The sequence below is a fragment of the Pseudorhodoplanes sinuspersici genome, assembly GCF_002119765.1.
Classification (GTDB): domain Bacteria; phylum Pseudomonadota; class Alphaproteobacteria; order Rhizobiales; family Xanthobacteraceae; genus Pseudorhodoplanes; species Pseudorhodoplanes sinuspersici.
The window spans coordinates 1,656,009-1,682,290 of record NZ_CP021112.1; the positions used below are offsets into that span (position 1 = coordinate 1,656,009).

General features: G+C 59.1%; 26 protein-coding genes. 14 read left to right on the top strand and 12 right to left on the bottom strand.

The window, feature by feature from the left end; genetic code table 11:
- Nucleotides 1-113 precede the first annotated feature (113 nt).
- Complete coding sequence (gene leuS, locus CAK95_RS08170) at nucleotides 114-2,747, bottom strand: leucine--tRNA ligase (protein WP_086087465.1); 2,634 nt, start codon at nucleotides 2,745-2,747, stop codon at nucleotides 114-116.
- A 167-nt stretch (nucleotides 2,748-2,914) separates the two neighbouring features.
- Between leuS and CAK95_RS08175 the strand changes: the two genes are divergently transcribed.
- Together CAK95_RS08175 and CAK95_RS08180 are read left to right on the top strand one after the other, a co-directional pair.
- The gene (locus tag CAK95_RS08175; protein ID WP_086087466.1) at nucleotides 2,915-3,148 is read left to right on the top strand and encodes a DUF2171 domain-containing protein; all 234 of its coding nucleotides are present in this window, start codon (nucleotides 2,915-2,917) and stop codon (nucleotides 3,146-3,148) included.
- A gap of 114 nt (nucleotides 3,149-3,262) precedes the next feature.
- Nucleotides 3,263-3,934 carry a YggS family pyridoxal phosphate-dependent enzyme gene (locus tag CAK95_RS08180; RefSeq protein WP_086087467.1) on the top strand — a complete coding sequence of 224 codons (672 nt, stop codon included), beginning with the start codon at nucleotides 3,263-3,265 and terminating at the stop codon, nucleotides 3,932-3,934.
- A 3-nt stretch (nucleotides 3,935-3,937) separates the two neighbouring features.
- On the opposite strand, the gene CAK95_RS08185 is transcribed toward CAK95_RS08180, so the two are convergent.
- The 3 genes from CAK95_RS08185 to CAK95_RS08195 all read right to left on the bottom strand — a co-directional run bounded on the left by CAK95_RS08185 (nucleotide 3,938) and on the right by CAK95_RS08195 (nucleotide 6,910).
- Nucleotides 3,938-5,737, bottom strand: coding sequence for an ATP-binding protein (locus CAK95_RS08185; protein WP_086087468.1), 1,800 nt, complete (start codon nucleotides 5,735-5,737; stop codon nucleotides 3,938-3,940).
- Between the two features lie 265 nt (nucleotides 5,738-6,002).
- Entirely contained in the window at nucleotides 6,003-6,269 is a 267-nt protein-coding gene (locus tag CAK95_RS30440) for a GCG_CRPN prefix-to-repeats domain-containing protein (protein WP_086087469.1), read from the bottom strand.
- 110 nt (nucleotides 6,270-6,379) lie between these two features.
- Complete coding sequence (locus tag CAK95_RS08195) at nucleotides 6,380-6,910, bottom strand: L,D-transpeptidase family protein (protein ID WP_086087470.1); 531 nt, start codon at nucleotides 6,908-6,910, stop codon at nucleotides 6,380-6,382.
- A 143-nt stretch (nucleotides 6,911-7,053) separates the two neighbouring features.
- On the opposite strand from CAK95_RS08195, the gene CAK95_RS08200 reads away from it, so the two are divergent.
- Together CAK95_RS08200 and CAK95_RS08205 are read left to right on the top strand one after the other, a co-directional pair.
- Nucleotides 7,054-7,740 carry a response regulator transcription factor gene (locus tag CAK95_RS08200; RefSeq protein ID WP_086087471.1) on the top strand — a complete coding sequence of 229 codons (687 nt, stop codon included), beginning with the start codon at nucleotides 7,054-7,056 and terminating at the stop codon, nucleotides 7,738-7,740.
- 11 nt (nucleotides 7,741-7,751) lie between these two features.
- Nucleotides 7,752-8,216 carry a Crp/Fnr family transcriptional regulator gene (locus tag CAK95_RS08205; protein WP_086087472.1) on the top strand — a complete coding sequence of 155 codons (465 nt, stop codon included), beginning with the start codon at nucleotides 7,752-7,754 and terminating at the stop codon, nucleotides 8,214-8,216.
- Between the two features lie 101 nt (nucleotides 8,217-8,317).
- Here CAK95_RS08205 and CAK95_RS08210 read toward each other — a convergent pair whose 3' ends face one another.
- Together CAK95_RS08210 and CAK95_RS08215 are read right to left on the bottom strand one after the other, a co-directional pair.
- On the bottom strand, nucleotides 8,318-9,133 hold the full coding sequence (locus CAK95_RS08210; RefSeq protein WP_086087473.1) for an exodeoxyribonuclease III: 816 nt from the start codon (nucleotides 9,131-9,133) through the stop codon (nucleotides 8,318-8,320).
- Between the two features lie 83 nt (nucleotides 9,134-9,216).
- Entirely contained in the window at nucleotides 9,217-10,398 is a 1,182-nt protein-coding gene (locus tag CAK95_RS08215) for a pyridoxal phosphate-dependent aminotransferase (protein WP_086087474.1), read from the bottom strand.
- 240 nt (nucleotides 10,399-10,638) lie between these two features.
- Between CAK95_RS08215 and CAK95_RS08220 the strand changes: the two genes are divergently transcribed.
- Complete coding sequence (locus CAK95_RS08220) at nucleotides 10,639-11,940, top strand: hemolysin family protein (RefSeq protein WP_086087475.1); 1,302 nt, start codon at nucleotides 10,639-10,641, stop codon at nucleotides 11,938-11,940.
- Between the two features lie 115 nt (nucleotides 11,941-12,055).
- A complete protein-coding gene (locus tag CAK95_RS08225; protein ID WP_086087476.1) occupies nucleotides 12,056-13,864 on the top strand; it encodes an IlvD/Edd family dehydratase in 1,809 nt (602 codons plus the stop codon).
- Between the two features lie 50 nt (nucleotides 13,865-13,914).
- Here CAK95_RS08225 and CAK95_RS08230 read toward each other — a convergent pair whose 3' ends face one another.
- Nucleotides 13,915-14,718, bottom strand: a complete 804-nt coding sequence (locus CAK95_RS08230; RefSeq protein ID WP_157699567.1) for a transporter substrate-binding domain-containing protein — start codon at nucleotides 14,716-14,718, stop codon at nucleotides 13,915-13,917.
- 129 nt (nucleotides 14,719-14,847) lie between these two features.
- On the opposite strand from CAK95_RS08230, the gene CAK95_RS08235 reads away from it, so the two are divergent.
- The 7 genes from CAK95_RS08235 to radC all read left to right on the top strand — a co-directional run bounded on the left by CAK95_RS08235 (nucleotide 14,848) and on the right by radC (nucleotide 20,297).
- Entirely contained in the window at nucleotides 14,848-15,690 is an 843-nt protein-coding gene (locus CAK95_RS08235; RefSeq protein ID WP_183044288.1) for an isocitrate lyase/PEP mutase family protein, read from the top strand.
- Complete coding sequence (locus tag CAK95_RS08240; protein WP_086087478.1) at nucleotides 15,687-16,352, top strand: GNAT family N-acetyltransferase; 666 nt, start codon at nucleotides 15,687-15,689, stop codon at nucleotides 16,350-16,352. The genes CAK95_RS08235 and CAK95_RS08240 overlap by 4 nt, the downstream gene beginning before the upstream one ends.
- 23 nt (nucleotides 16,353-16,375) lie before the next feature.
- The gene (locus CAK95_RS08245; protein WP_086087479.1) at nucleotides 16,376-17,134 is read left to right on the top strand and encodes an SDR family oxidoreductase; all 759 of its coding nucleotides are present in this window, start codon (nucleotides 16,376-16,378) and stop codon (nucleotides 17,132-17,134) included.
- Nucleotides 17,135-17,200: 66 nt separating this feature from the next.
- Nucleotides 17,201-17,524, top strand: coding sequence for a hypothetical protein (locus CAK95_RS08250; protein WP_425349678.1), 324 nt, complete (start codon nucleotides 17,201-17,203; stop codon nucleotides 17,522-17,524).
- A gap of 11 nt (nucleotides 17,525-17,535) precedes the next feature.
- Nucleotides 17,536-18,513, top strand: coding sequence for a D-erythronate dehydrogenase (gene denD / locus CAK95_RS08255; protein ID WP_086087480.1), 978 nt, complete (start codon nucleotides 17,536-17,538; stop codon nucleotides 18,511-18,513).
- Between the two features lie 132 nt (nucleotides 18,514-18,645).
- Nucleotides 18,646-19,479, top strand: a complete 834-nt coding sequence (map, locus tag CAK95_RS08260) for a type I methionyl aminopeptidase (protein WP_086087481.1) — start codon at nucleotides 18,646-18,648, stop codon at nucleotides 19,477-19,479.
- Nucleotides 19,480-19,562: 83 nt separating this feature from the next.
- Entirely contained in the window at nucleotides 19,563-20,297 is a 735-nt protein-coding gene (radC, locus tag CAK95_RS08265) for a RadC family protein (protein ID WP_086087482.1), read from the top strand.
- Between the two features lie 117 nt (nucleotides 20,298-20,414).
- Here radC and CAK95_RS08270 read toward each other — a convergent pair whose 3' ends face one another.
- Both CAK95_RS08270 and CAK95_RS08275 read right to left on the bottom strand, forming a co-directional pair.
- Nucleotides 20,415-21,098 (bottom strand): AprI/Inh family metalloprotease inhibitor, encoded by a 684-nt coding sequence (locus tag CAK95_RS08270; protein ID WP_086087483.1) that lies wholly within the window; start codon nucleotides 21,096-21,098, stop codon nucleotides 20,415-20,417.
- 54 nt (nucleotides 21,099-21,152) lie between these two features.
- Nucleotides 21,153-22,100, bottom strand: coding sequence for a 2-hydroxyacid dehydrogenase (locus tag CAK95_RS08275; RefSeq protein ID WP_245303670.1), 948 nt, complete (start codon nucleotides 22,098-22,100; stop codon nucleotides 21,153-21,155).
- A gap of 168 nt (nucleotides 22,101-22,268) precedes the next feature.
- On the opposite strand from CAK95_RS08275, the gene CAK95_RS08280 reads away from it, so the two are divergent.
- Nucleotides 22,269-22,877 (top strand): methyltransferase family protein, encoded by a 609-nt coding sequence (locus CAK95_RS08280; RefSeq protein WP_086087485.1) that lies wholly within the window; start codon nucleotides 22,269-22,271, stop codon nucleotides 22,875-22,877.
- A 114-nt stretch (nucleotides 22,878-22,991) separates the two neighbouring features.
- Here CAK95_RS08280 and CAK95_RS08285 read toward each other — a convergent pair whose 3' ends face one another.
- From CAK95_RS08285 to CAK95_RS08295, 3 genes are all read right to left on the bottom strand, one after another.
- Entirely contained in the window at nucleotides 22,992-23,603 is a 612-nt protein-coding gene (locus CAK95_RS08285) for a LysE family translocator (protein WP_086087486.1), read from the bottom strand.
- A 23-nt stretch (nucleotides 23,604-23,626) separates the two neighbouring features.
- Entirely contained in the window at nucleotides 23,627-25,084 is a 1,458-nt protein-coding gene (locus CAK95_RS08290; protein ID WP_086087487.1) for an NAD-dependent succinate-semialdehyde dehydrogenase, read from the bottom strand.
- A 137-nt stretch (nucleotides 25,085-25,221) separates the two neighbouring features.
- Entirely contained in the window at nucleotides 25,222-26,136 is a 915-nt protein-coding gene (locus CAK95_RS08295; RefSeq protein WP_086087488.1) for a DMT family transporter, read from the bottom strand.
- Nucleotides 26,137-26,282 lie beyond the last annotated feature (146 nt).

Here is a 26,282-nt window from a genome sequence, read left to right on the forward strand (position 1 = left end):
TGCCACTGACCGCCGAGGCGGTCCCGTAAAGAGGTTGGAAGCAACCGGCCGTCAGCCCGGCGCTGGCCAACGCCAACCCCAGTGCCGCGAAGCGCCCGATCCCCCGTTTTCCCCTAGGCAACGACATTCACAATCCTTTGCGGGACAACAATGACCTTTTTAGGAGCTTTCCCGTCCAGGGCTTTCTTTACCGCATCAAGCGTTAAGACGGCAGCCTCAATATCCGAATTTCCGGCGTCCCGTGGCACGGTTACATCAGCCCGCTTCTTGCCGTTCACCTGAACAGGCAGGGTGATGGTATTTTCGACCAGCAGGCCGGTTTCGACCTCCGGCCAGCCCTGCATCGACACCAGGGACTGGTGGCCCAAGACCACCCAGCATTCCTCCGCCAGATGCGGCATCATCGGTGCGAAGAGCTGGACCAGGATGTCGCCGGCCTCTCGAATCGCAAAGGCGAGGTCGGGGGTGATGTCGGCCGGTGACGTGATATCGCCGATGGCCGAACTGAGCGCGTTGGCGAATTCATAAATATGCGCGACGCAACGGTTGAAGCGCAGCTTCTCGATATCCTCGGACACTTTTGCCAGCGCCGAATGTGCCGCCTTGCGGACCGCCGTCGCCGTCGCGCCGAACGAGGCCGGCCGGTCAGCCGGAGCCTTGGCCGCGATATCAGCAATCTCGCCGACCAGACGCCACAGCCGCTGCACGAAACGCCACGAGCCCTGCACGCCTTCTTCGGTCCAGATCACGTCGCGTTCGGGCGGCGAATCGGACAAGACGAACCAGCGTGCGGTGTCGGCGCCGTAACCGCCGATGATGTCGTCGGGATCGACCGTGTTGCGCTTCGACTTCGACATTTTTTCGATGTGGCCGATCTCGATCGGTTCGCCGGTCGCCGTCAGCGTCGCCTTGCGCTGATCGCCCATGCCTTCGATCGTGACCTCGGCCGGCATGACAAATGTGCCGTCCTGCTTGCGATAGGTTTCGTGAACGACCATGCCCTGCGTGAACAGGCCGGCGAATGGCTCATCGAGACCGATGTGGTCAGTCTTCTTCATCGCCCGCGTGAAGAAGCGGCTGTAGAGCAGATGCAAAATCGCATGCTCGATGCCGCCGATATATTGATCGACGGGCAGCCAGCGATCGACGACCTTGCGGTCGGTCGGCGCGGTGTCGATCCACGGATCGGTGAAGCGTGCGAAATACCAGGACGAATCGACGAAGGTATCCATCGTGTCGGTTTCGCGGCGTGCCGGTTTGCCGCACGAGGGGCACGCGACATGTTTCCATGCTTCGTGACGGTCAAGCGGGTTGCCAGGCCGGTCGAAGCTGACGTCCTCCGGCAATTTCACCGGCAGGTCTTTCTTCGGTACCGGCACGATGCCGCACGACTCGCAGTAAATGATCGGGATCGGGCAGCCCCAATAGCGCTGCCGCGAAATGCCCCAGTCGCGCAGACGAAAATTCACCTGTCGCGTTGCGACGGCTTTGTTGCCGCGCGTTTCGCTCTCGAGACGCTTGGCGACTTCGTCCTTCGCCTGCTCGATGGTCATGCCGTCGAGAAAGCGCGAATTGATCATCGTGCCGTCGCCATCATAGGCGGTGTCGGTGATGACGAATGTTTTTGGATCCTGACCGGGCGGACAAACGACCGGTACGTTGCCGAGCCCGTATTTGTTGACGAAATCGAGGTCGCGCTGATCATGCGCCGGGCAACCGAAGATCGCGCCCGTGCCATAATCCATCAGAATGAAATTGGCGACATAGACCGGCAATTGCCACGTTGGATCGAGCGGATGAACAGCCTTGATGCCGGTGTCGAAGCCAAGCTTCTCGGCCTTGTCGATCACTTCCTGCGCGGTGCCGTGGCGCTTGCACTCGGCGATGAACTCCGCGAGCTGCGGATTTTTCGCGGCGGCAGCCGTAGCCAGCGGATGATCGGGCGCGATCGCCATGAACTTCGCGCCGAACAAGGTATCCGGTCGCGTCGTAAAGACATCGAGTTCGGTTTCGCCAGCCGGTGTCGTCTTCGGATCGAGCGCAAAGCGGACGAACAATCCTTCCGATCGCCCGATCCAGTTGCGCTGCATGAGGCGCACCTTGTCGGGCCAGCGATCGAGCATGTCGATCGAATCAAGCAGGTCCTGCGCGTAATCGCTGATCTTGAAAAACCATTGCGTCAGTTCGCGCTGCTCGACCAGCGCGCCGGAGCGCCAGCCGCGTCCATCGATCACCTGCTCGTTGGCGAGCACGGTCTGATCAACTGGATCCCAGTTCACCTTCGATTGTTTGCGCTCGACCAGCCCCGCTTTCAGGAAGTCGAGGAACATCGCCTGCTGGTGACGATAATAATTCGGGTCGCAGGTCGCGATTTCGCGTGCCCAGTCCAGCGACAGCCCCATCGACTGGAGCTGCTTCTTCATCGCGGCGATGTTGTCGTAGGTCCAGGCCCTGGGATGGACCTTGCGCTCCATTGCGGCATTTTCCGCCGGCATGCCGAAGGCGTCCCAGCCCATCGGATGCAGAACGCTGAAACCCCTGGCGCGCTTGTAGCGGGCGACCACGTCGCCCATCGTGTAGTTGCGCACATGGCCCATATGGATGCGCCCCGAAGGATAGGGGAACATCTCGAGCACGTAGTATTTCGGGCGCGGATCGTCGTTCTTGGTCGCGAAAATTTCGCGATCGGTCCAGGTTTTTTGCCAGCGCGGCTCGGCGTCGCGGGCGTTGTAGCGCTCGGTGCTCATCAATGATTGGCTCAGGGTCAGAATTGAGGCGGAAAGGACACGAAAACTCCTTTCTGGTCAACGGCCTGTCACAAGGCATTGGGCCGGCCGCAGCCGCCAAGATATGGACTCTCCCTGGAACTTTCACGGCCGCCTGCCGGTTTTCCTGCCATCAACAGGAGGAGACAATGGTGAAAGCGCGAGAAATCCACCATGAGATGGAAGTTGTTGGGACCGACGGCGCGCATGTCGGCACAGTCGATCACATGGAAGGCGCGAAGTGGATCAAGCTAACCAAGAATGATCCCGCAGCCGGAGGCGAACACCACCTGATTCCCATCAAATGGGTCGATCACATCGATAACCAGGTGCATCTGAACAGAGCGTCGGCCGATGCCATGAACCAGTGGCAGACCGTATAAGCGGACATAGTCCAGCGGGAGTAAACGCTTCGCCAGAAGAGATCACGGGTAACGTCAGATCGGGCGTTCGAGGGCTTTTTGCATCATGCGGTGACGACCGTTATAGACCCGCGGATGTCCGAAACCACCGTCACTGCGGCACTCACCGACGTAAAGCACCAAATCGCGGCAGCGTGCCACGAGGTCGGGCGCGATCCGGCGACTGTCACATTAATCGGGGTCAGCAAGACATTTGAGGCCGATGCGATCGAGCCGGTCATTGCCGCCGGTCAGCGGGTGTTTGGCGAGAACCGGGTTCAGGAAACAAAGGGGAAATGGCCGGGCTTGCTGAAGCGCCATCCCGGCCTATCGCTCCACCTGATCGGGCCGCTCCAATCGAACAAGGCGAAGGAAGCGGTGGCGATGTTCGACGCCATCCATTCCGTTGACCGGCCAAGCCTGTGCGAGGCGCTGGCCAAGGAGATCGGCAAGCAGGGTCGATCGCCACAACTTTTCGTTGAAATCAACACTGGCGCCGAGCCGCAAAAGGCCGGCATCTTGCCGGAGGCTGCCGACGCATTCCTGCGGGCCTGCAAGGATACCTACGGGCTGACGATTTCAGGTCTGATGTGCATCCCGCCATTCGATGAGGCGCCAGCGCCGCATTTTGCCCTCACGGCGAAAATCGCGGCGCGCAACGGACTGACACAGCTCTCAATGGGCATGAGCGCCGATTTCAAGATCGCGATCCAGTTCGGCGCGACGCATGTGCGGATCGGTTCGGCGATCTTCGGCGCGCGGGGCTGAATATTACCGCCACGTCTTCGGCAGATCCGGTGTTCCAAGTCCAGTACGATCAAGCGGCGCCTTGAGAATGCGGGAGCGTACTGAATCGGGCGGTTCAAGAATTTGCTGTGGCTGCACAGGTGGCGCGTAGCCGAAGTCGTAAACATCATCATCATGATGCTTTTGACTCATGGTCGCATTGCGCCAGCGTTCGATCACCGACACGATCAAGTCTGAACCCGCGTCAGCGTCAGCGTGTCCGCTGCTGCCAACATCGCTGCTCGGCCGGAACTGTTGCGGTAACTCCCTGAATTTCATCTGCATCGGCAAAGCGACGCCAGGCCCGAAGACGAATGCTTCGGCTGTACCAAGCGATGGAACGAATGTCAGAAGGCTCGACGCAGCATCGGATACGGCGGATCGGATCAACGCATGATCGCGATCGTTCGACAATCGCATGACGAACAATGTGTTGCATTGAGAGATAATATTGGGATCGATCTCCGCCGGCCGCTGCGTGACCAGTCCAAGAAATACGCCGTACTTGCGTCCTTCTTTCGCAATGCGCGACAAAGCACGCCGTGTCGGTCCGAATGCGACCTTGGCGTCGGCCGCCGCATAACGATGCGCTTCCTCGCAGATGAAAAGCAGTGGTGCAACACCATCACTCCACAAGCCGAAATCGAACGCCATGCGGCTCAATACCGAGACAACGGAGTCGACGACTTCCGCCGGGAAACCGCCGAGTTGCATCACAGTCAGCGGTTTGTTGTTAGCCGGCAGACGAAACAGATTCGAAATGATCTCCGCCATTGTGTCGCCACCGACATTGGCGTTTTCGAACATGAAAGCGTAGCGCGGATTGTTGCGGAAGGTCTGAATTCGCTGCAGCAGTTTATAATGGTGCATGCGCGAGGAGCGATTTTCCAGCTTGCCCATGCGCTCGTCGATCAACCCGATCAGGTCCTCGATGCGATAAGGCGCCGGCGTATCGGCGGTGAAGCCTGCATTCTTTGGATCGCGGCGTTTTGTCAGAAAACGATCATTGGCATTGCGGTATTGGAGATAAGCGCCCTTCGCCAGCGGAATGACCTCGGAAAGAATCTCCACTTCTTCGTCGACGCCCGGCCGCCTTCCGAAGAAAGCATCGATTGTTTCTTCGAAATTGAACAGCCAGAACGGCAGGCGAAGATTGCGCGGATTCAGAACCTGCGCTTTGTCGCCGAAACAGCGGCCATACTCATTGTGTGGATCGATCAGAAAAATGCGTAAATCCGGACGGGCGGCAAGGACCTGTTGCAGGATGATGGCGACGCCGCTCGATTTTCCAACGCCGGTGGTGCCAAGAATTGCGAAATGCTTGCTGAGCAATTCGTCGATATTGATCGAAGCATTGATTTGCGGAGCCTGACGAAGCGACCCGATCCGCACCGTGTCGCTTGCGTCGCCATAGACCAGGCAAAGCTCCTCGTTGGTCATCAGCAGCGCAGGATCGCCGATCGTCGGATATGCTGTGATGCCGCGCGTGAAACCGGACGCGCCTTCAATTTCCTTCACTTCACCGAACAGATCGATATGAGCGACATTGATTCGGTGCGCACCGCGCTGCTCCGAAATGTCAGTGACCATGCCGATGATTACGGCATCTCCACTGACGACACCGAGAAACTTGCCGACGGTTGCACGCGCTGCATCATGCAAGCTGCTTCCGGCGTGATGGAGTTCAATCGCTGCCGTGGCGCCACCGACGGACATGACGCGCCCGATAATCTGACGTTCGGCCGCGTTTGAAGAAAGCTGGCTCTGTGTGTGAGTCGCGTCCATGCAGGATCGGATGTGAAGAGTTGCGGGAAGGGCTGAATTGCCGATGCAAATTAGCTGGGGAGTATTCGGATCCCCTTAACGAGTTCCGGGATCCGCGAGACTCCGTTGCAAAATCGTTAATCGATGATGATGGTCGGCCACGGCAGCAGTTTGTTTAATGAAACAGACCGCGACGATCTCGTGCAACAACGACTATTTTTCTGAAAGACAATCGAGGGCAAGCAAATGCGAAGCCGCGCAGAAAGCGGGGCTTCGCATTTCTATATTACCAGCGGCAAACGCGGCGCGGGCCCCATGGTGTGCGGCGGAACCAGCAGCGCGGACCGGCAAAGGCACGAGCTCCGCGTGCCCAATTGCGGCGGCATCCGCCATAGGGCCCTCGATGCCAACCAAGCCCGCAGCCGCCGCGGACCTGTACAATGTCAGACGACGTTTGGACCGGGGATATTGGGCTAACGGGGAAAGCCTGAGCTTGGAACGTCATCAGCGCGACAGCGCCGCTGAATACAGCGGTAAGCAACAACTTCTGCATCGGTGCACCTCATCCAGTGATCTGAAAGGACAGATGTGCAATTACCAGCCGGCAAATAGGCTTTCGCTAAAAGCAGTGACCTAATTTTAATGGAGCGATTGCACCCGCATTTACCGGACGATAATGCGCGTTTGTGGTCCCACCCGTTGCAGCAGTCTGAGAAGATCGTTCCGGCGCAGCGCAACGCATCCAGCCGTCGGTTTGAAACCGTCGCGCGCGATGTGAATGAAAACGGCGCTGCCGCGGCCGGCGACGCGAGGGCGATCGTTGTGATCGATTTCTATAATCAGGTCGTAAAGATCATCGGCCCGCATCAGGCGGTCACCGGGCTCGTCCGGCTCTCGATGCACGGGGCGGTTATAGCGTCGGTCGGCCGGGTCTTCGCTCCAGGCATCGGCGGGACGGATAGCTCGGACTGGTAATCTAGTGCGGGGGCGGGTGATTCGGTCCTGCCGCCACCAGAGCCGCTTCAGACGAAAGTTCCCTCGGGGGGTGCCACCGTCGCCCTCCCGTTTGTTCGTCAGGATGCCTCCCCGGCCCAACGCGACCGGGATGGCGGCATGTCCTGCCATTAAAATACCACGGGTTTTGGTTCCGGGTTGTTTATGAACCTGAATGTGAACGAATGGCCGCGGGGACATGGTTAAAAGGTAGTGATCCTGTTCAAACTTACCAATTAGGCAACTCTCGCTTGCCCTTTCAATCTCAGATGCCCTATTTCGCGACAAATCTGTAATATTGGACCCCTAGCGCGGGCCCAAATCATAGGCCCCGGGGGCCACCCATGTCGAATGTACGAAAAATTCTGATTGTGGACGACGATGCCGAGCTTCGCGACACGCTGGTGGAGCAGCTTGCCTTGCACGAGGAATTCGAAGCCTTAGGCGAGGAAACTGGCAGCAAAGGTGTTCAGACGGCCAAAGCCGGCCAGATCGATCTCGTCATCATGGATGTCGGTTTGCCGGACATGGATGGCCGTGAAGCTGTCCGCCTGCTGCGGAAGTCCGGCTTCAAGGCGCCCGTCATCATGTTGACGGGCCATGACACCGATTCGGATACAATCCTCGGTCTCGAATCCGGCGCGAACGATTATGTGACCAAGCCGTTTCGCTTTGCCGTATTGCTGGCGCGCATCCGCGCGCAATTGCGTCAGCATGAGGCGAGCGAGGATGCTGTTTTTACCATCGGGCCATACAGCTTCCGGCCAAGTTCGAAGCTGCTGACAGGCGACAAGGGCACCAAGGTTCGCTTGACCGAAAAGGAAACGGCAATCCTGCGTTACCTCTATCGCGCCGGCCAGCGGCCGGTATCGCGCGAGACATTGTTGCAGGAAGTGTGGGGCTATAATTCAGGTGTTACCACCCACACGCTGGAAACGCATGTCTATCGGCTTCGGCAGAAGGTCGAGAAGGATGCGGCCAATCCGGCAATTCTTGTGACGGATGCTGGCGGGTACAAGCTGGTGCCCTAGGCGCCATTCCAATGAGCATCGACGAGGATATCGCGATTCTAGAACAAGTGCCGATGCTCAAGGTCCTCGGCCGTGCTGCCCTGCGTCTGATTGCGGTGGGTGCCGAAACGAGGCAGGTGGAAGAGGGCGAGGTTCTGTTTCGTCCAAGCGACCGGATCGATTGCGCCTATCTCGTTCAGGAGGGGACGTTCAATCTCAAGGTCGATCCGGCGTCGTCGACGAAGATGATGGAAGCGGGCCCGGGCATACTGCTCGGTGAATTTGCACTGATCAGCGATGCCGTGCATCCGCTCAGCGCCACGGCGCAAGAAGCGTGCACTGTGATCCGCATTTCGCGCAGCATGTTCAGGAAGATCCTGGAAGACGATGCTGATGCTGCTGTTCGCCTGCACGATTTTCTGACGCGACGCGCACGTCAATCGATGGCGGATATGCTTCTCGTGCGCAACACGCTCGATCCGGAGCGTAGGAGTTAGGCTAGAGCCCCGGCTTTGATGGAATCAAAGCCGGGGCTCTAGCTTTTTGTTTTGCCGCGTTTTCTTTACGCGAACCGGTATCCACTTCGCTCGAAAACGCTTTAGACCTCAAACGTCGCCGTCACCGGCACATGATCCGACGGCTGGGCCCAACCGCGGGCTTCCTTTGAAATCTTGATATCCGACACGCGATCCATCAGCGCTGGCGCAAGCCACATGTGATCGAGCCTGCGGCCCTTATCGGCGGCTTTCCAGTCCGGCGAACGATAGCTCCACCATGTATAGAGCTTTGTTGGCTCCGGCACCAATTCGCGCATCGCATCGACCCAGCCGCCGGCTTTCTGCGCCGCGTTCAGTTTTTCGGTTTCGATCGGTGTGTGCGACACGATGTCGAGAAGCTGCTTGTGACTCCAGACGTCATGCTCGCGCGGCGCGACGTTCAGATCGCCGAGCAGGATCGAACGCGCATTGCCGTTGACATGCACTTCTTCGCAATCGCGCATCTCATCGAGAAATGACAGCTTGTGCTTGAATTTCGGATTGACATCGGGATTGGGAATATCGCCCCCTGCCGGCACATAGAGATTATGCACGACGATGGGGTCCTTCAGGCCGGCCTGCTCGCCCAGCACAACGGAGATGTGACGTGAATCGGTGAGCCCGCAAAAACCGCGCTTGCTGGTCGATTCGAACGGAAAGCGCGAGAGCACGACAACGCCGTGATAGCCCTTCTGCCCGTTCATTGCGGCATGCTCATAGCCAAGCCGCTTGAAGCGCTTGAGCGGAAACTTGTCGTCAGGACATTTCGTTTCCTGCAGACACAGGACATCCGGCCGCGCCGCCTTGATGAATTTTGCCACGAGGTCGATGCGGAACCGCACCGAATTGACGTTCCAGGTTGTGATCTTCAGCTTCATACAGGTTTAATAAGGCTCCGAAAGCGCGATTTCCAGCCGCCTTGACCAATAGGCGACAATCTTCACAGCCAGAAACAAACTTTCTAGGCCGCTTTGCGGCTTTCGAGAAATTCGCCCATGCGCGTGAGCGCCTTCAGGATATTCTCGGTCGAGTTGGCGTAACTGAGGCGCACATAGCCTTCACCCAGAATGCCGAAATCCGGTCCGCCGATGATTGCAACGCCTGCGTCCTCCAGCAACGATGAAGCGAGTGCTTTCGCTTTCCATTTCGTCTTTTTGATGTTGGGAAATGCATAGAAGGCGCCTTTCGGCGTTGCGCAGGAGACGCCAGGTATTTTGTTTAATCCATCGACCACGACCTTGCGGCGGCGATCGAACTCGGCGACCATTTTATAGACGTCGTCTTGCGGCCCCTGAAGTGCGGCGAGGCCGGCATATTGTGCCGATGCGTTGACGCAGGAATGCAGATTGACGGCGAGCTTGCGCGCATAGTCATAAAGTTTGTCGGGCCATACCGCGTAGCCGAGCCGCCATCCGGTCATCGCATAGGTCTTTGACCAGCCATTGAGCAGGACCAAGCGATCGCGGATCGATGGATAGGATAATAGGCAGACATGCTTTTCGCCGTCATAGGTCATGTGGTCGTAGATTTCGTCCGACATCACGGCGACATCGGGAAATTGCTCAAGTCCTGCAACCAGCCTGTCGACCTCGTTTTTCGGCGTGACGCCGCCGGTGGGATTGGCCGGCGAATTGACGATCAGCAATCGTGCATTTGGTGTCAGAAGCTGCAATGTCTCTTCGGCTGAGAAAGCAAAGCCATTCTCCTCACGGATAGGCACCGGCACCGGATTGGCGCCGGTGAACTCGATCATCGAGCGATAGATGGGAAAGCCTGGATCGGGATAGAGAATATCGACGCCGGGCTCGCCGAACATCATGATGGTCATAAACATGGTCGGCTTGCCGCCCGGCATGATCATCACGCTGTCGGGCGATACCGCGACCGAAAAGCGTTTGTGCAGATCCGCGGCAACAGCTTCACGCAATTGAGGAATACCGGTCGCCGGCGTGTAGCCATGATGACCGTCGCGCAAAGCCTTGATCGCGGCCTCGACAATGAAATCGGGAGTACGGAAATCCGGCTGTCCAATACCGAGATTAATAATATCACGGCCTTGCGCCGCCAATACATTGGCGCGCGCCAGCACGGCGAAAGCATTTTCCTCGCCGATCCGGTCGAAGGCCGCAACGGTATGCATGATGCTTCTCCCTTAGAGCCGAAGCTCATAGCCGGACCAAAGTGCCGCCAACAGTGCTGAACACCGCGATTGAACCTTTTTTACCGGCAACCGATACAATCCTGGGCGCATTATTAACCAGGTCAATAGCATGAGTGTCCTGAATCCGATGTCCGCGTCATTCTGCGGTGTGCTCGGGAGCGGATTTCCGAACCAAACCACACCAGTTGCGAGACACCGGCCCGACGTGCCACAAAGAGAATTATGACGGTTTGGCTTGAACTTGCCATCGTCGTTGGGCTGATCCTGCTCAACGGCTTTTTCGCAATGGCAGAACTGGCGATCGTGTCCTCGCGACGCATCCGCCTGCAACAGATGGCGGATGGAGGCAGCGCCGGTGCCGCGCGCGCCTTGACGCTGGCGGAGAATCCCGGCCGCTTTTTATCTGGCGTGCAGGTCGGCATCACGCTGATTGGCATCCTGTCCGGCGCCTATGGCGGCTCGACGCTGGGCGCACGGCTGGGTCAGGTGTTGAACGAATATCCGATCTTTGCCCCGCGCGGCGATGAGATCGCCTTCATTGTTGTGGTCATTGCCATCACCGCTTTATCGGTGGTCGTTGGCGAACTGGTTCCGAAAAGGATCGCGCTTCTCAAGCCCGAGCCGATCGCGTCGGCCGTTGCGGGGCCGTTGCAGATCCTGGTGCTGATTGCGCGGCCGCTGGTGTGGTTTCTCGAAACCTCGACTGCCTTGCTGCTGAAGTTACTGCGTATCCCCGAAAAGCGATCCGACGGCGTCACCGAAGAAGAGGTGAGGATCGCCATCGCCGAGGGTACCGAAGCTGGCGTCATCGACGAAGTCGAAGAGGAGATGATTCACGGCGTGCTGGCGCTGGCGGATTCATCGGTCGCTTCGGTGATGGTGCCGCGGCCCGATGTGTACTGGATTGATCTTGCCGACGACAAAGAGGTGATCGAGCGAGAAATTGCCGATTGTCCTTATTCGCGTATCGTGGTGGCGCGCGAAGGCGATATCGGCCGGCCGCTTGGTGTCCTGCAGAAGAAAGATTTGGTTGGCGATCTGGTTGCGGGGCGCGGCATTCAGGTCGAGGAACGGCTGATCGAACCGGTTTTCGTTCCTGAGACCATGCCGGTGCTGCGCCTGCTCGAAACGTTCAAATCGACGCCGGTTCATATCGCATTCGTTGTCGACGAATATGGCGACTTCCTCGGCGTCGCCACTTTGAACGATGTTCTGGAAGGCATTGCCGGCGATCTCGGCGAAGAACACGAGCAGCCATCCGAAGATATTGTGCGGCGGCCGGATGGGTCATGGCTCGTCGATGGCCGCGCGCCGGTCAGCGAGCTGCTTGAAAAGCTGAAGCTGCCGGAAGTGGACGGCGAATTCCACACAGCCGCCGGATTCGCGCTGGAACGGCTTGCCCACATCCCGGTCGAATGCGAGACCTTCGAAATTCCCGGCTGGCGTATCGAAATCCTCGATATGGACGGCAAGCGGATCGACAAGCTGCTGTTCGTACCGATGCCTCAAACGGTGGACGGATAGCATGGTGCCGAAACGTGCGAAGCGGTGCTCGGAAAACGCCACGCTTAGAAACTGATTGAAGGAACAAGTTTCAGCCGATCATCGTTGTCTATCTCGCGTTGCCCGGAAATGAGCCATGACGAAGATGACAGAACAGGTGAAGCAAGGCCGCACGCTTCGTTCGCGGCTCTGGTTTGATAACCCCGATAATCCCGGCATGACTGCGCTCTATCTCGAGCGCTATCTCAACTACGGCCTGACGCTCGATGAGCTTACCTCCGGCAAGCCGATCATCGGCATTGCGCAGACCGGCAGCGACCTCGTGCCCTGCAACCGCCATCACATCGAACTGGCCAAGCGTGTGCGTGAAGGCATCCGCGATGCCGGCGGCGTCGCGTTCGAATTTCCGGTGCACCCGCTGCAGGAGACGGGAATAAGGCCGACCGCGGCACTCGAGCGTAACCTCGCCTATCTCGGTCTCGTCGAAGTGCTCTACGGCTATCCGCTCGATGGTGTCGTGCTGACCACAGGATGCGACAAGACAACGCCGGCCTGTCTTATGGCTGCAGCCACGGTGAATATTCCCGCCATCGTCTTGTCCGGCGGACCAATGCTGAATGGCTGGTGGAACGGCGAACGCTCCGGCTCCGGCACGGTGATCTGGCAGGCGCGCAAGGATCTTGCCGCCGAGAAGATCGACTACAAGGAATTTCTTGCCATTGTGGCGTCATCCGCTCCGTCCATCGGTCATTGCAACACGATGGGCACGGCCTCGACCATGAATGCGTTGGCCGAAGCACTTGGTATGTCGCTGCCTGGCTGCGCCGCAATTCCCGCTCCCTATCGCGAGCGCGCGCAAATCGCTTACGAAACCGGGTTGCGCGCGGTCGAAATCGTGCATGAAGATTTGAAGCCGTCCGATATTCTGACTCGCGAAGCGTTCGAGAATGCGATCATTGCCTGCTCGGCGATCGGCGGCTCGACCAATGCGCCGATTCACATCGCCGCGATCGGGCGCCATATCGGCGTCGACGTCTCGATCGGTGATTGGGAGACAATCGGATTCGATGTGCCGCTGCTCGTCAACATGCAGCCGGCCGGTCATTATCTCGGCGAGGAATATTATCGTGCTGGCGGATTGCCAGCCGTGCTGCATGAATTGCTGAATGCAGGCCGCATCCATGGCGATGTGAAAACGATCAACGGCAAGACCATGGCCGAGAATGTCCGCAACGCAAAAGCCAGCGATGCCGACGTCATTTGGCCTTACGCCAAACCGCTGAAAAAGGAAGCTGGCTTTCGCGTATTGCGCGGCAACCTGTTCAGTTCGGCGATCATGAAAACCAGCGTGATCTCGGAGGACTTCCGCAAACGCTATCTGTCCAATCCCGACGACCCGAACGCTTTCGAAGGTCGCGCCGTCGTGTTCGATGGCCCCGAGGATTATCACGCGCGCATCGACGATCCAGCGCTGAACATTGACGAGAACACGCTATTATTCATTCGCGGCGTTGGGCCGATCGGCTATCCCGGATCGGCCGAGGTGGTGAACATGCAACCGCCAGCCACGCTCATTAAAGCAGGGATCGAGTCGCTGCCCTGCATTGGAGATGGCCGGCAATCCGGCACATCCGGTTCGCCTTCGATTCTGAACGCCTCGCCGGAGGCTGCGGCCGGCGGCGGCCTGGCTTTGCTTCAGACAGGGGACCGTGTCCGCATCGATTTGCGCAAGGGCACGGCGGATATGCTGGTGCCAAAGGCTGAACTCGACCGGCGGCGCGTGGCCCTTGATGAGGCGGGCGGTTTTGCAGTGCCGAAAAGCCAGACGCCCTGGCAGGAAATTTATCGCAGCCTGACCGATCAGATGGCCGAGGGGCAGGTGCTGCGGGGAGCAGACTGCTATCAGCGCGTTGCCCAAACCAGCATTCCCAGGGACAGTCATTGACGGTTAGCAAGCGCGCCGAGACAATGGCTGAGTTGGCAGGCACAGCTGCCCTAAGGTTTCGCTCCCGCCGGTGCGACCACGGCCGTCTTCAATCCGATATCGTCGAAGCTTTTTCGCACGGCGCCTGAAGCCTTCATCTCCTCAACGAATGCAGTGAGATAGGCCAGTGCTTCCGGCTTGCCATTCGGTACAGCAGCGGCGGTGTAGGAATTCAGGATGCCGCCATCGAGAATGCGCGAACCCGGCAGTTTGCCGATAAGTCCGGTGAGCGACTCGCGCGACAGTGCGATCGCATCGGCCTTGTTGTCCTTCAGCAAGGACACGCCTTCGTCGACACCGCCGATCGTGATGAAGGTCGCATTCTTCGATGCGGCCATCGCCGCGCGTGAGGTTGCCGTGCCATCGACAATGGCGATCCGCACACCCGGCTTGTCGGCTTCGGCGACGGTTTTCACCGGTGCTTTTTCCGTGACCAGATAAGTCGAACTCAGCACATGATAGGCGGCACCAAAGGAAACGCGTTTGGCCCGCGCGGCATCGACCGGCATGAAGGTGACGTCCCAGATGCCTTTGTCGGCGTCGTTGGTGATCGCGCCGGAGGCAAGGTATTCGACAAACTGCACCGGCTTGCCGATTTTCTTGGCTAGCGCTGCGCCAAGATCGACCGCGACACCACGCGGCGTTCCGCTGGCGTCCTTGACCGTGTAGAGCGCCGAAGGGGCAGGGCCGACCGCGATGGCGACCCGCAAGGTATCAGCGGGAGCCAATTGTTTGATTGCATCGTCATTGGCCCTCGCGTCTTTCGCAATTGCGAAAGATGCGACCACAAGTCCGCACACCAGCACAAGGCGCATGACAGTCCCCCACCGTTCCAGCGATGCACCGCACATCTAACCCGTTTGCGGCGAATGCAGTTTATTCATCAGCCTTGCTATTGGACAATGGCGAGTGTCCAATCTTCCATCCCGCAACCGGATGAACTGATGCCCAGTATTGTCGAGAAACGCCACGCCTTCCGCCGTCTGCATGAAACCGGTTGCTTCGTCATCCCCAATCCCTGGGACATCGGCAGTGCACGCTATCTCCAGCATCTTGGCTTCAAGGCGCTGGCGACGACAAGCCTCGGCTACGCTTATGCCGCCGGCTATGCGGACGGCGAAGTGCCGCTCGGGCTGATGCTGGATCATATCGCCGAAATGGTCGAGGCGAGCGATGTGCCGGTCAATGCCGATTTCGAGGGTGGGTATGCGCATGAGCCGGAGGGCGTCGCCGAGAATGTGATGGCGTGTGTCGGAACCGGCGTCGCCGGTTTGTCGATCGAGGATTCCACCGGCGACAAGGCGGTGCCACTTTATCCCTTCGATCAGGCCCTGGCGCGCATCAGGGCTGCGCGGGAGGCGATCGACAAGACGGGCGAGGACGTGATGCTGACCGCCCGCACCGAGGGCTTCATTCGCGGGCGCCCCGACATGGACGAAACCATTCGACGGCTGAAAGCCTTCGCCGACGCTGGCGCTGATTGTCTCTATGCGCCCGGCATCAAGACCCGCGAAGAGATCAAGGTGGTTGTCGAGAGCGTTGCGCCGAAGCCGGTGAATATCCTGATCGGCTGGCCGAGCATTCTCAGCGTGCAGGACGTTGCAGCGCTGGGTGCGAGGCGCATCAGTGTCGGCGGGTCGCTCGCACGCTCTGCCTGGGGCGGCTTCATGCGCGCAGCACGGCAGATCGCCGATGGTGGCAGTTTCGGTGGATTTGCCGACGCAGCACCCGCTGGCGATCTGAACGCGTTTTTTCGCGAGGATCGCAAGAAGCGACCGGCTGAATGAGCGAGCCGCTCAATTTCAAGCCCGCAATACGTCCCGCCGATGTGGCCCTGGCCGGTCATTACGGCAGTGTAGTGAAACTCGACCCTTTGCAACACGGTGCGTCACTTTGGAATGCGATCAAGGATCATCCGGATTTGTGGGACTACATGCCCTATGGGCCGTTCGAGAGCGCCAAAGCATTTGACGACTGGCTCCTCGATCGCGCGTCGCTCAGCGACCCTTACGTTTACGCGATCCTCGATCCGGACGGTCATGCGCTCGGTCTTGCCGCGCTGATGAATATCCATCCGGAAATGGGTGTGATCGAGGTCGGGCACATCGCCTATGCGCCGGCTTTGCAGCGCACGCGGCTTGGCACGGAGGCGCAATATCTGCTCGCGTCCTATGCATTCGATGCGCTGGGCTACCGGCGTTATGAATGGAAGTGCAACGCACTCAATAAGGCGTCGCGTGCGGCGGCTCAGCGTTACGGCTTTTCCTTCGAAGGCATCTTTCGCCAGCACATGGTGGTGAAGGGCCACAATCGCGACACTGCCTGGTATTCGATCATCGATATCGAATGGCCGGCGCGCAAGGCGGCTTTCGAGCGATGGCTGTCGCCCGATAATTTCGATGCACGAGGCCACCAAAAAGCGCGATTGTCGGATTTGATGGCGCGCTGATTCACTCCGCAGGAACCGCATCAATGACTGGACGTCTGCAGGACAAAGTTACTGTCATCACCGCCGCGGGGCAGGGGATTGGCCGGGCGATCGCGGAAGCTTTCATTGCCGAAGGTGCGAAAGTGATCGCAACCGATCTCGATGCTGGCAAATTGAAGGGCCTGCAGGTGGCGAAGGCATCATCGCTCGATGTGCGCTCGACCGAAGCCGTCAACGCACTGGCGCAGACGGTGACGAAAGATTTCGGCGGAGCCGACATTCTCGTCAATTGCGCTGGCTTTGTGCACAACGGAACTGTGCTGCAATGCTCGGAAGCCGATTGGGACTTTTCGTTCGACCTCAATGTCAAATCGATGCATCGCACGATCAACGCGTTTCTGCCCGAGATGCTAAAGAAGCAGCACGGGTCCATTGTCAATATTTCCTCGGCGGCATCGTCCATCACCGGGCTGCCGAACCGGTATGTGTACGGCGCGACCAAGGCGGCCGTGATCGGACTGACCAAGGCAGTTGCTGCCGATTTCATCCGGCAGGGCATCCGCTGCAATGCGATCTGTCCGGGAACGATTGAATCGCCGTCGCTCGAAGGCCGCATCGAAGCGGTGGCGCAATCCACCAAACAATCCAATGACACCGCGCGGCAAAGCTTTATCGACCGCCAGCCGATGGGCCGGCTCGGCACGGCTAAGGAAGTCGCTGCGCTGGCGGTCTTTCTGGCCTCCGACGAGGCGAGCTACATCACTGGCCAGCCCTATCTGGTCGATGGCGGATTGGCGTTGTAAGTATTTGCCGTTCCGGGACGCGTGAAGCGCGGGCCCGGAATGACGGGCATAGACCTGGAGTGACGCATGCGCATGGTTTCGATCGCTCTTTTGTTGATCATCAGTCCGACGATGGCTTTCGCGGCCAATTGCAAGCGCAATGGCAATGCGGTGAATTGCGAAGATGGACGCACCGGTATTTTCACCGGCGATGCGATTATCTGGCCGGACGGTACGCGATCGACCAGCGCGAAACATCCAAGTGTCCTTATCGGCCACAAGGATTCGGTTCGTGTCGGTCCCGGCGTTTTCGTCGGTTCGCCATCGGGCAAGGGCTCCGTCCCACTCGACGATCCGAACGCACCGCATAAGCGTGACTGCGCCGTGGTCGACAGCGTGTCCTATTGCTGATGGTAAGCACGATGCACGTTCTTGTCACCGGCGCGGCTGGCATGATTGGCCGAAAACTTGTTGATCGGCTCGCACGCGACAGATCGCTGAACGGTCAAGCCATCGACAAACTGACATTGCTCGATATCGTGCCGGCGCAAATGCCACTGAGCGTTCAAGCGATCATCAAAACGGCCGATCTGTCTTCACCTGGCGCTGCAGAAGAGGTCATCGCAACGCGGCCCGATGTGATCTTCCATCTTGCAGGCATTGTATCGGGTGAAGCGGAAACGGATTTCGACAAGGGCTATCGCGTCAATCTCGACGGCACGCGCAATCTGCTCGAAGCCATTCGCATGATTGGTGACGGCTACAAGCCGAAAGTGATCTACACATCATCGATCGCCGTGTTCGGGGCACCATTCCCGGAATCGATCCCCGACGATTTCCATCTGACGCCGCTCACGAGCTACGGCGCGCAGAAAGTCATCGGCGAAACGCTGCTGGCGGATTATACGCGACGCGGATTTCTGAGCGGTGTCGGCATCCGCCTTCCGGGCATCACGGTGCGCCCAGGCAAGCCGAACAAGGCGGCCTCCGGCTTTTATTCCGGCATCATCCGGGAGCCGCTGGCGGGTCGGGAAGCTATGCTTCCGGTTGCGGACGACACGACAAATACGCATGCGTCGCCCCGGGCGGCTGCCGGGTTTCTGGTGCACGGTGCCTCGCTCCGTCCTGAACAGCTCGGCCCGCGTATCAACCTGACAATGCCTGGCGTTTGCTGCACGGTTGGCGAGCAGATTGCGGCTCTGCGCCGCGTCGCGGGAGACCGCGTCGCAGCGCGAATCAGGCGTGAACCTGATGAATTCATCATGCGGATCGTCGCCGGCTGGCCGAGCCGCTTCGATGCCACGCGGGCCCGTGAACTCGGATTCACGGCCGAAAATTCGTTTGATGAGATCATCCGCGTCCATATCGAGGACGATCTCGCCGGCGATTTCGTGCGCTAATACAAATTCAGGGATTGGCACGATTGGACGCAAAACAGGCCCCCACTTTTGCGACTCCGTGGGCTAGCCCTCAAACTTGCATCGCGGATCTGATCGCATACATTGCAGGCTCAAATCTCGCTTGAGGCTACCATGAGCTACGTCGAAGCCGCCCTTGCGCCCATGCGCAAGACTGGACAGATCAAACTGCACAAGGCGGAAGCCTTTGTCGGCATGCGCAAGGCTGGCCAGCTCGTGGCCGAATGTCTCGATATGCTGGTGCCCGAAGTGCGGCCCGGCGTCCCGACCGATCGGATCGACCAGCTCGTGTATGACTTCGCGATGGATCATGGCGCCGTACCGGCGACGCTGATGTATCGCGGCTATCGCAAGTCGACCTGTACTTCGATCAATCATGTTGTGTGCCACGGCATCCCCAGTGAAAAGCCGATGAAAGAGGGCGACATCGTCAATATCGACGTGACGCTGATTGTCGATGGATGGCACGGTGATTCCAGCCGCATGTATGCTGTCGGCGAAATTCCGCGTCGCGCCGAGCGGCTGATCGACGTGACCTATGAATCGATGATGCGTGGAATTGCTGCGATCAAGCCCGGTGGCACCACGGGTGATATCGGTGCCGCGATCCAGTCGTTCGTTGAAGCACAGCACATGAGCGTGGTGCGCGACTTCTGCGGTCACGGCCTCGGCCGCCTCTTCCATGACGAGCCCAACATCGTTCACGTCGGACGGCCCGGCGAAGGCACGATCCTGCGGCCAGGCATGTTCTTTACGGTGGAGCCGATGATCAATCTCGGCCGGCCGCATGTGAAAGTGCTGTCGGACGGGTGGACTGCAGTGACCCGTGACCGGTCGTTGTCGGCGCAGTTTGAGCATACGGTAGCGGTGACGGATAAAGGCGCCGAGATTTTCACGCTGTCGCCCAAAGGGTTCGAAAAACCGCCGTACGCCACGTCAGCCTCATAAAGGCTTAGTCGCGCTCATCCCCGCTCCCTGTTTTCTGGTAACGTGCCAGTTGCAAAAGCGCACGATCGCGTCATGCTTGCAGCATGGAGCATGGGACCAAGGACGGCAGCAACGGCGGTGGGCGGAAAGCCGGCCTTGAAGAGGCCGAACCGCATTACCATGGGCATCGCGAAAGACTGAGGGCGCGTTTTCGTGAAGCCGGTGCCGATGCTGTCGCCGATTATGAACTGCTCGAACTTGTGTTGTTCCGTGCCATCCCCCAGCGTGACGTCAAACCGCTCGCCAAGCAGTTGATCGAAAAATTTGGCTCGTTTGCGGAGACGATTGCTGCACCGGAAACGCGCCTGAAAGAGATCAAGGGCATAGGCGATGCCGTGATCACCGAGATCAAGATCGTGCACGCGGCCGCCAGCCGCATCGCCAAGGGGCAGGTGAAAGCGCGGACCGTACTGTCATCCTGGTCGGCTGTGCTGGATTATTGTCGCACCGTGATGGCTTTCGCCGAAAAGGAACAGCTCCGCATCCTGTTTCTCGACAAGCGAAATCAGCTCATTGCCGATGAGTTGCAGCAGACCGGCACGGTGGATCACACCCCGGTCTATCCGCGCGAGGTCGTGAAACGTGCGCTTGAACTGTCGGCGACTGCGATCATTCTCGTGCACAATCATCCGTCCGGCGATCCGACGCCGTCACGCGCGGATATCCAGATGACACAGTCGATACAGGACATTGCCAAGCCGCTCGGCATTTCCGTGCATGACCACATCATCGTCGGCAAGGACGGGCATGCCAGCTTCAAGGGGTTGCGACTGATCTAACCCCAGGTGCAAGCTTGGTGTTTGGGTTGTTGCTTTGTCACCTCTGGACCGCGCCGCCATTGACGCTGGTGGCCATGAATTCTTTTCCTCTCGGGTGATCGGGCGATATGAAACACGTCACTTCTTCACCAGCCCGATAGCATCGGCTCCCTCCGGAACCCGGCGCCATTTTGATGGCTCGCGTTCCTCGAAGCGCCAGACCTGGCCATTTGGGGAAGCAAGGATAAGTTCGCCGCGATCCAGCCGCCAGACATTGGGATTGAGCCTCGTCATTGTCGGATCGCAGGGCGACTGCACCGACAGGACAAACTCGTCGAACCCCTTTGTTTGCCTGTCGGTGAGTGTGAGATTGCAGACCGGCTTTTCGCCTTTGGTCATGCTCCATTCCCCGGCCATCTGCTCGACTGAGCGCTTCGGTGTGAAGACTGCGGCCGAGGCGGCGGTCTGCAGGAAATAGAGTCCCTCATCCTTGCGTTCGCCTTCGAACATGCCGACTTCGACTTCGGACATTTCAAACACAGCGCGGCCGCGTCCGTCGATCAGGTGCAGGGTCTCGTTATTGAGTGTCCACGCTTCGACCCCCTTCAGCAGCGGAATGGCGTCGGTACATGTCGGATCAAACTCGACTTTGAAGCCGCCTTTCGCTGGATCGGTTCTGAAGGTGAGATTGCAAAGCTTGTCACGTTCGGAATTCGACATCTCCCACGTGCCGACCATATTCTTGGCGGCTTCGCTGGGTGCTTGTGCGAATGCTGGGGCCGATGTCGCGAAAAGTGCGAGAAGAAGCGTCGCAAGCCGCATGTGACTGTCCCGGGTCGAGCTCTCCAAGACGCTAGCATACGGCTTGCGTCAAAATCAGGCCTGTTTTTTTGGCGGGTAAGGCGTTTCCGGCACGGGTGTCAGTGGCGGCTTACCGGAAAACCACGCCTGCAAGTTATCGACCACGAGCTGATCCATAGCCTTGCGGGTCGCGGCCGAGGCCGAACCAAGATGCGGGAACAGCACGATATGCTCCATCTCGATCAGTTCTTTCGGCACATGCGGCTCGTTGACGAACACATCGAGGCCAGCCGACATGATGGTGCGGTCCTGCAGCGCCTTGATCAGTGCCGGTTCGTCGACCACCGAGCCGCGGGCCATGTTGATCAGGATACCGTCCGGTCCAAGTGCTTTTAGCACCTCGGCATTGATCAGGTTTTTCGTCGCGGCGCCGCCCGGCACAATGACCATCAGCGTGTCGACATCATGCGCCATGTCGAGCAGCTTCGGATAATATTTGTAAGAGACGCCTGGTTGCGGATTGCGTGAGTGATAAACGACGTCGACGCCGAAGGCTTCCAGGCGACGTCCAATAGCCTTGCCAATGCGGCCCATGCCGACGATGCCCACCGTGCGCTCGCGCAGCGTGGCTTTCGACAAGGGATAACCTTGTTCGAGCCATTTGCCGGCGCGCAGATAACGTTCGGCCTGCGGGAGTTCTCGGATAGTCGATAGGAGAAGGCCGATCGCCGTGTCCGCGACTTCTTCGTTCAGGACATCGGGCGTATTCGTGACAACGATGCCATGTTCGCCCGCCCATTTGGCATCGACATGATCGTAGCCGACGCCGAAGCTCGAGACGATCTCAAGTTTCGGGAAGCGTGACATGAAAGCGCCGTCAAGCTTGTTCGCCGTGTAGGCAATGGCAACGCCGCGGATGCGCGGTGCAATGTCGGCGATGAAGGCTTCCGGATCTTTCGCCTCAATCAGCTTATGGAGGGTTCCGAACGGCTCGATGCCTCCGACGATCGTCGGTTTGGCCATTCCAATCAGCAATATTTCGGGCCTGTCTGCGGCCATCCGGCTACCTCCCTTTTTAGGATTATCGTCATCGGAAAATACGGCTGGTTTCAGCCGCAATCCACCTATACTAGCTGGCGGAATAACCGCAAATCAGCAGTTTTCCGCGTCCCCGTCACTTTCCGGCTCTGCATGCAAATTCATACTGTTCAGACGATCCGCAAGATCGTCCTTTACGCCTTGGTCGTCCTTGGCGTCTTCATTTTTGCCGTCACGACCTCAGTTCATCCTGGCGGCGGCACGGTGCATGAGATGATCGAATGGGCGGGCATCGTCCTGATCGTTACCTGCATCCTTGGGCGCACATGGGCATCGCTTTATATCGGCGGCCGCAAGATCGAGGAATTCGTGCAGACCGGCCCTTATTCGGTCACGCGCAATCCGCTTTATTTCTTTTCCTTTCTCGGCGCTGCGGGCGTGGGTGCGCAAGTCGGCAGCATCGTGCTGGGACTGATCTGCGCCTTGCTCGCTTATGTGGTTTTCTACGTCGTGGTGCGGCGGGAGGAGGACGTGCTGAGCGCACGCTATGGCAAGTCCTACAGCGAGTATTTGGTCCGCGTTCCGCGGTTCATTCCCAATCCATCGCTCTGGCACGACGAACCAACCCTCACCATCCGCCCGCCGCGTGTGTTGATGACTTTTGCCGATGCGCTGGTTTTTCTGCTGGCGGTGCCGATCGCCGAGCTGTTCGAATATCTTCAGAACGGCGGCATTATTCCGGTGCTGCTGAAGTTGCCCTAAGCGTTTTCGAGCGAAGTGGATACCGGTTCGCGTAAAGAAAACGCGTCAAAACAAAAAGCTAGAGCCCCGGCTTTGATTCCATCAAAGCCGGAAAGGCTCTAGGAACGCGGCCGCTCAATTCCGCGCGATGATCGCTGCCGCCGCGCCAGCCATCGCCACGCTGGCGGTGCGATTGACTGTCTGTACGGCACGCGGTCTGGTGAATAGTCGGCGCGCTTGCGCCGCCAGCACCACGTAACCGGTCAACACGATGCTGACCACCAGTGCGACAATGACTGCGAGCTCGGCCATGTCGGTCAATGTCAATTGCGTTAGGTCGATCAACGTCGGCAACAGTGCAAGATAAAACAGCATCATCTTGGGATTGCCCATCGACAGCAGCAATGCTGCGCCGAAGAGTTGCCGCCCCTGTCCGCGCACCGGCTCGGCCGCGACCGGCGCACCGGCGCCGGTCCATAATTTCCACGCGAGATAGAGGAGATAAGCCGCGCCGCAATATTTGACGATCAGGAACACCGGCTGAAACAATGCCGCGAGTGCGGCAAGGCCGAACATCGCGCAGCACAGCCAGATCAGATCGCCGAGCACGAGGCCTGCGCAGAAGGCCACGATGCCGTCAGTACCGCGCGCCATCACCCGTGCAATGATCGCGGCGACGGCTGGACCCGGTGAGATGACCGCCACCAGAAGGACCATGGCGAAGCTGAGAAACGCGAACTGGGTCATGCCGCCACATCACAGTTTTTAAGCTACCAGCTCACCGAGACATATTGCGTCTCGAGGAATTCCATCATGCCCTCATGTCCGCCTTCGCGGCCAAGGCCCGATTGCTTCATACCGCCAAACGGCGCTGCCGGATCGGAGACAAGGCCACGATTGAGGCCGATCATGCCGAAATCGAGCTTCTCCGACACGCGCATGCCGCGGCCGATATCCTTCGTGTAGAGATAGGCGACAAGACCATATTCGGTGTCGTTGGCGCGTTTGATCGCTTCATCTTCCGATTTGAAGGTCTGGATCGACGCCACCGGGCCGAAGATTTCCTCGTTCAGCATCTTCGCATTGTCCGGCACATTGGTGATCACGGTCGCCGGATAGAAGAAGCCGGCGCCGTCCGGCGTCTTTCCGCCGGTCAGCACCTTCGCGCCTTTCGAGACCGCATCCTCGACGAGTTCAATCACCTTGTCGCGGCCTTCCTTGTTGACCAGCGGACCGAGGTTGACGCCGTCATCGAGACCGTTGCCGATCTTCAGTGAATTCATCTTGTCGGTGAGCTTCTGCGCGAACACGTCATGCACTTTCTCGTGCACATAGAAACGGTTTGCCGCCGTGCAGGCCTCGCCCATGTTGCGCATCTTGGCGATCATCGCGCCATCGATCGCGGCATCGATATCTGCATCTTCGAATACAAGGAATGGCGCATTGCCGCCTAGCTCCATCGCAGGCTTGACGATGTTGTCGGCGGCTTCCCGCAGCAGCACGCGGCCGACTTCAGTCGAACCTGTGAACGAGACCACGCGCACACGCGGATCGTGCAGCATCGCACCGACCACTTTGCCGGACGAGCGCGACGGAATGACGTTGACGACGCCCGCCGGCACGCCGGCCTCTTCGAGGATCGGCATCAGCGCCAGCATGGTCAGGGGCGTGTCGGAGGCCGGCTTCAGCACCACAGGGCAACCCGCCGCGAGCGCGGGGCCGATCTTGCGGGTGGCCATGGCCGCCGGGAAATTCCACGGCGTCACCAGCACGGCGATGCCGGCCGGCTTGTGCTGTACGAGGATCCGCGCGCCGGAGGATGGCGCCACCGACATCTGGCCGAGATTGCGCACGGCTTCTTCTGCATTCCAGCGGAAGAATTCGGCAGCATAAGCCACCTCGCCGCGCGAATCCGGCAGCGCCTTGCCATTTTCCACGGTGATCAGCTTGGCCAGCCGCTCGGCATCGCGCATGATCAACTCGAACGCCTTGCGCAGGATCTCGGCACGCTCACGCGGCTTCTTCGCCGCCCAGGCCGGAAACGCGGCTTCCGCGGCGTCGAGTGCAGCAATGGCATCATCAACCGTCGCGCTGGCAACAGACGCGACCGTGCGCTCGGTCGCCGGATCGATCACATCGAAGCGCTGATTGTCGGAGGCTTTGCGCCATTGGCCGCCGATCCACAGATCGGTGGGAACATCGGCGAGGAGGTTGTCGTATGATGCCATCATGGCTTCCTGTTATTACGCAAGTGTCAGCCCACCGTGCTTGCCGCGTGCGCGAACGATGCATGCTTTGGCGGACGGGGGACATTAGCGCGTGAACCACAAAAGGGGAAACCGGTTTTGGCCCGAATTGCCACGCCTCACGCGCCGCCGCGCACTCTTTCACGATGCAAAAGGTAGAGGCCGGAGGCGACCACGACAGATGCGCCGGCCAGGGTCCAGCTGTTCGGAACATCACGAAACACGAAATAGCCGAACGCCGTTGCCCACACGAGTTGCGTGTACATGAACGGTGCGAGGATCGACGCTGGCGCAAGGCGATGTGCAACGATCAGAAGGTAATGTCCAAGGCTGCCGAAGGCTCCGAACACGACCATCAGGAAAATCACCCACGGATCGTCCGGCGTTGACCACACAAAAGGTAGCACCGGGAGCATTGCCGCTGCACCCAGTATGTTCGCATAGAACAACGTGGTGTCGCTTGGATCGGTTCGCGACAGAACGCGCGTCAGGACAATGTACAGCGAATAGAAGAGTGCGCTTCCGACAGAGTAAATAGCGGCCCAATGCATGCCACCGACGCCCGGACGTGTGACGAGCAGCACTCCGGCGAAGCCGACCAGGATTGCGACCCAGCGACGCCACCCGATCCATTCACCGAGGATCGGACCGGCGAGGATTGCGACCAGAAACGGCGTCGAGAACAGGATCGACAAGGCTTGGTCGAGCTGCAAATACCGGAACGCCATGAAATTCATGACGGTGGAGCCGAGCATCATGGCCGCGCGCAAGGCTTGCAGACCCGGCCGGCTGGTGCGCATCAAGCCCGGCCGCGAAAGTGGATTGGAAATGAGAAATGCCAGGACGAACCCGCCGGTATAGCGGGCCCAGACGACCTGCAACGTGTCCATATAGCCGTTGAGATACTTCGCTATGGCGTCAAGGCACGCAAAGGCCATCACCGCGGCGCACATGAGGCCGATGCCCGTCAATCGATGGCGGCGAAGGAGACGAGCGGCCTCGTCTTCTGCAGTGTGACCCGGAACTGATTGCATTGCAGCAAGCTACAGAAGGATGCGGAACTAAGCGAGACGGTGATGCGAATGCCCCGCCTGCTAACCTTGTCATTGCCTTGTTGTCAGTGGCGCTGTAATCTTTTTCAAACGTGGGGCTTGCGACGGTCGCCCCGCCTTTCCAAGGC